Genomic DNA, 4807 nt, shown 5'->3' on the forward strand with positions numbered 1-4807 from the left:
TGCATTTCTTCGCGATATTTAGCAACCGTGCGGCGGGAAATAGGAATTCCCTCTTCGCTCAGCATTTCGCAAAGCTTTTGATCGCTCAAAGGTTCTCCCTGCGGCTCTTCTTGGATCAAGGCGCGAATGCGCTCCTTGACGCCATCGGCGGCCACATTCTCTCCTCCTACGGCAAAGGCCGCAGCTGGAAAAAAATCTCGCAACGGCAGCAAGCCATGCGGCGTCAAGGCGTATTTCCCCGCCACCGTCCGGCTGACCGTCGATTCATGCACACCCAGTTCATCCGCCATCTGGCGCATGGATAGCGGCTTCATATGCCGCCGCCCGCGCAAGAAAAATTCTTCTTGACGCTGCACCAAGATTTCCGCCAACGTTTGCAGCGTCTGCCGCCGCTGATCCAAGCTCTTCAAAAGCTGCAGCGCCGCATTCAGGCGTCCTTGCACAAATTCCTTAACCGCCGCGCCGCCGCCGGAAACCATTTTTCGGTATTCCTGGCTAATGGTCAGCCCTTTCCAAGGCATTGCCACTTCTACGCGAAACTCGTCCCCCTGCCGTTCAATGCGCACATCCGGCAGTACATACACCGTTTCCGCCGTAGCAAAGGCCCGGCCTGGGCGCGGGTCTAAAGACCGCAAGCAATGTAATGCCTCATCCAGCTCTTCCTGCGTGCAGGCCAACGCCTGCGTCAACCTCTTCCAACGACCTTGAGCCACATCATCCAGCAGCCCTTTTTCCACCAGCTTAGCCGCTAATGATTCACCCGCTCCTTGACGCTGCAACTGCAAAAGCAAGCATTCTTCCAAACCGGACGCCCCTACGCCTGGTGGTTCCAGCGACTGCAACCAAAACAACGCTGCTTGTACCTCTTCGGCGTCGCGCTCCAAACAAGCAATCGCTTCCTCCATACTGACGGTCAAATACCCTCGTTCATCCAGACAGCCGATAAAAAAACGCACTAACGGTTTCAGTTCTTGGGGGCAACCGCTTTCTACGAGCTGTTTTTCCAGAAAAGCCCCCAGGGTTAGCGCCTGCTCCGCCGCAGCGCGTTCCCAGGGCGGCGGCATTTCCTCGTCATCCCCGGCTGGCGCCGTTCCTGCCGCCGTTCCGGGAGTATCCAAATAACGAGCCAATGCCTCATAATCCGGCGGCGCGCCTTCTTCCCACTCCAACAGCGGATTTTCTTCCGCCTGCTGCTGTAAATTTTGTTCCAATTCCAGCGCAGCCATCTGCAGCACCGCTAAAGACTGGCAGAGCGCAGGGGTCAGCGTCAGCTGCTGTTTTAATTGTGTCGAAAGTTGAAGATTCATTTTCGTCACTCCATCTTACTAACCGGCGTGCTCGCGCAGCCACCGCCGAACATAGCGGCGAAAATCCTTCCGCAGCTTCTTTAAATCCGGCAGCATGCGCCGCCGCTCATGTTCCTGCCAGCCGGCTAAAAAGCCGGCTTCCCATGCCGTCCCCGGAACATCCCGCCATTGCATCAACAATTGATGTTGCACTTGAATATCATGAAGTTCTCCAAGGGCGTCTTGAATTTCCACCAGCGTTTCAATCATTTCCGGAGCCAGACGCAGCCGCTGCAACAAGCAAAATTCAAAGGCATACCGCACTTTTTTTCCTTGAATGCGCCAATCATGCAATTCATCCTGTAGCGTAAGGTCCGCTGCGTCGCCCACTTTGCGCAGTTTAACCAACCACTTTGACAGGCGCGCTGTTAACTCGGACGCGGTTGGCTCCGCCGCCCAAGCCGGCGACAACAGCCACTGCCACAACGCAAGTACCAAGGAAGTCGACCAGCCTTTCGCCATCTCGCGAGCCACATCCGCCGCCAGCACCTGCCGACGGGCGGCCAAATCCGTTTCCAATTCCCCCAGCACTCCGGCTCCCGCGTCTAGACCGCTGGCAGCAAGAGTTGCCAAGAGAACATCGGTTTCTCTCACGCCAGCCAGTTGCTCGCCCCAATGACGCAATTCTTCCTGATAATGCTGGCACGCCTCGACCTCAAAAAAAGGACGACAAAAAGAAAGCACCGAGCGCATCCGCCGTAAAGCCACGCGCAGTTGATGGACCGGCCGCACTTCCTCAGGCCGCTGTAAAAACTGCTCCTGCCAATATATCGCCGTACGCAGCCAATGCAGCATGGCCAAGCGGGTCCCCGCCGCGCAGCTCGGTGAAATTTCCTCATTTGCTTCCGCCAAGCCCGCCAGCAATAACCCTCGATGAAACTTGCTGCCGCTGGCCGGCAGCAGCGGAAACCGCCGAGCCAGCTCTTCTCCCAAAGAAAAGAGAGCCGTTTCCTGACCGGACACCAATTCCAGCTCCAGTTCCAATATCGCAGCCCGACGTCCCGCAGCTAGAATTTTTCCTTTGTCGGCGGCAATCTCTACACAACTTCCATCTGGAAGATCTACACGCAAAAAAGTGCGTTCAAAATCCGTTTCCAACAGCGCTTGCCAGGACAGGTCCTGCTCTTCCGCCTGCAAGGCCGCCTTCAATAATGCCGCCGCTTCCTCATCCTCAAACAAGGCCACGGCCGGCGCCTGCTTACGCGGCAGCGGCACATTCCATTCCTGCCGCTGATGCAAGCCGCCCAGACTGGTACCGCCGCCTTTCAGCGTCGCCATCCAGCTCCCGTTCTCCTGGCGAATACGCAGCGCCATGCGCGCCTTGCGCAAAGAACCTTTTGGCGTATCGTAATAAATGGCCCGGAAGCGGCCGCTCTGTATTTCACCGCCACCGTCCAGAGTCGGCAAAAAATCCAAAATGGCCTGCCAGCACTTTGGTTCCGCCACCTGCAGCTTCAGTTCGGTTTCCATGAGCGTCCCTCCGGTTCTTTATTTCTTGCCCAGACAGCCTAAGATTCCTGCCTGAGCATACCAACGCAAGCGCCACCGCTCGCTGCGTCCGGCGCAGGGCGTCAAGCACGCCGCTGTCGCCGGCTTAAAGGGCAGAGCTGAACCTGCCAAATGTTCCGTCCACAGGCTCAAATACGGTTCGTGACCTACAACTAGAACTTGAGCGTCCTCTTCTACTGTTGCTAGTTCCTGCAATAGCTCCGGCAGCTTCCCTTCTTCCAGACAGGGTAAAAGACGCAATTCCTCCACCCCTAACACTTCCGCTACAATACTAGCCGTTGATAAAGCGCGGGCCAATGAGCTGGTCCAAATTTGCAGGCGACTGGCATCTGCCAAGCCTCCGGCCAACCCTTGAGCCGCTGCAATCACTTTTTCTCTGCCTGGCTCCGTCAAATCCCGTTCTTCATCTTTCATCGGCGGAATCGCCGGCTCCGCTTTCCCATGACGCATCAGGATCAATTCCATCTTCAATCCTCCATCCATTTTTCGTCGACCGCCGCTTCGCTCTCGTCCGCCTGCGGTTCCTCTTCTACAGCCGTTTTAGCAGTATCTTCATAGGCAGGCTTCACTTTGCCCGCGCTATAGTGACGGAAATCCTTGAAATCCAAATTATAAAGGGCGTCAATAAACTTCACGCCAAAGGAGCCGGGCCCCTTGCTCTTCGCGGCCGCTTTTTCCGCCGCTGCGCCATAAAAAGCAATGGCTGCCGTTGCCGCCAGCAAGGGTTCCTCTTGCGCAACCGCCGTAAAGGCCGCCATCAGGGAGGTCAGTGCACAACCGGTGCCTGTAACGTATTGCAGCCACTCGTGCCCTGTTTCCGAAGCCAGTAAAAGCTGCCCGTCCGTTACATAATCTTTTTTGCCTGTAGCCGCCACAATGGCGCCGGTATCTACGGAGAATTTCTTGAACGCTTCTAACGGAAGTTCGGTGCTGGCCGTATCCACGCCGTTCACGATGCCGCCGCTGCCGGCCAAATAAGAGATTTCGCCGTAATTTCCCCGAATCAGCGTCAGCTTGAGTTCCCCCAGCAGTTGCTTGACCGTAATGTCCCGATACGGCGTAGCCCCCACTCCCACCGGATCCAGCACGACTGGCTTGCCATACTCATTGGCGTAGGAACCCGCTTTCAGAAAATATGTAATCTGTCGGGTATGCAGCGTGCCAATGTTCAGCACCAACGCATCCGCCGCCCTGGCCAACGCCTCCGCTTCTGCAGCCCCTTCCGACATGATCGGCCTGGCGCCGGCCGCCAGCAAAATATTCGCCGTCACGTTGGTTACAACATTATTTGTCAGATTATACACCAGCGGGCGCTCTTGGCGCACTTTTTCCCGCAAATCCCAAAGCTGCTGCAACACGACCATCACTCCTCATCATTCCACTATGGCTTTCCTGCTTATAACTGCTATTTTTAACAAACAATTACCTAATACTATTCGCACCGGTTGGCATTTATCCTGCTTGGGATCGCAAGGAGCATAAGATTTTGAACAGGATAATCAGAGAACCGGAGGGTGCGCTTGAGGGCTGCGACGGCGTCAGCAAAAAGAAAACGGGCCAGCCTTAAGGCCGACACCGTTTTCACGTCTTACTGCATTCTTTCTATGACTCGTTTATATTCGCGCTTATTCTCATACATCCGCTGATCCGCCGTATGCACCAGTGTTTCTACCGAAACCGGCGCTTGCGGATTCAGTTCCGCCATCCCCCGGCTGAGGCTCAAAATCATATTCTCCAGGCGTTCGCGATTCTTTTTCCGCAAGGCTTTTTCTACACGCTCCCAAAAAACTTCCGCCTGCTCCAACGTACACCCTTCTAAAATGACCAAAAATTCATCTCCGCCCAAACGGCAAAGGACATCATTATGACGCAGGCAGTTCTTCAGCACTTCCGCAATCGCCACAATGGCGGCATCCCCATTACTATGCCCGTATTGGTCATTGATTTTCTTT

At 55.4% G+C, this 4807-nt stretch carries 5 protein-coding genes; all 5 read right to left on the reverse strand.

All coding sequences use genetic code 11. The features are described from left to right. Positions 1-1307: RNA polymerase factor sigma-54 (gene rpoN, locus PHF27_RS13355; RefSeq protein WP_300071089.1), on the reverse strand; the 1307-nt coding region annotated here is incomplete at its 3' end. Positions 1308-1325: 18 nt separating this feature from the next. Then, entirely contained in the window at positions 1326-2816 is a 1491-nt protein-coding gene (locus PHF27_RS13360) for a CYTH and CHAD domain-containing protein (RefSeq protein ID WP_300071092.1), read from the reverse strand. Between the two features lie 18 nt (positions 2817-2834). Beyond that, complete coding sequence (locus tag PHF27_RS13365) at positions 2835-3320, reverse strand: histidine phosphatase family protein (RefSeq protein ID WP_300071094.1); 486 nt, start codon at positions 3318-3320, stop codon at positions 2835-2837. A 2-nt stretch (positions 3321-3322) separates the two neighbouring features. Then, positions 3323-4213 carry a hydroxyethylthiazole kinase gene (gene thiM / locus PHF27_RS13370; protein WP_300071095.1) on the reverse strand — a complete coding sequence of 297 codons (891 nt, stop codon included), beginning with the start codon at positions 4211-4213 and terminating at the stop codon, positions 3323-3325. Positions 4214-4443: 230 nt separating this feature from the next. Continuing rightward, on the reverse strand, positions 4444-4807 hold a 364-nt coding region (locus PHF27_RS13375), incomplete at its 5' end, for a GGDEF domain-containing protein (RefSeq protein WP_300071099.1).

It is taken from the genome of Anaeromusa sp. (assembly GCF_028691475.1).
Taxonomy (GTDB): domain Bacteria; phylum Bacillota; class Negativicutes; order Anaeromusales; family Anaeromusaceae; genus Anaeromusa.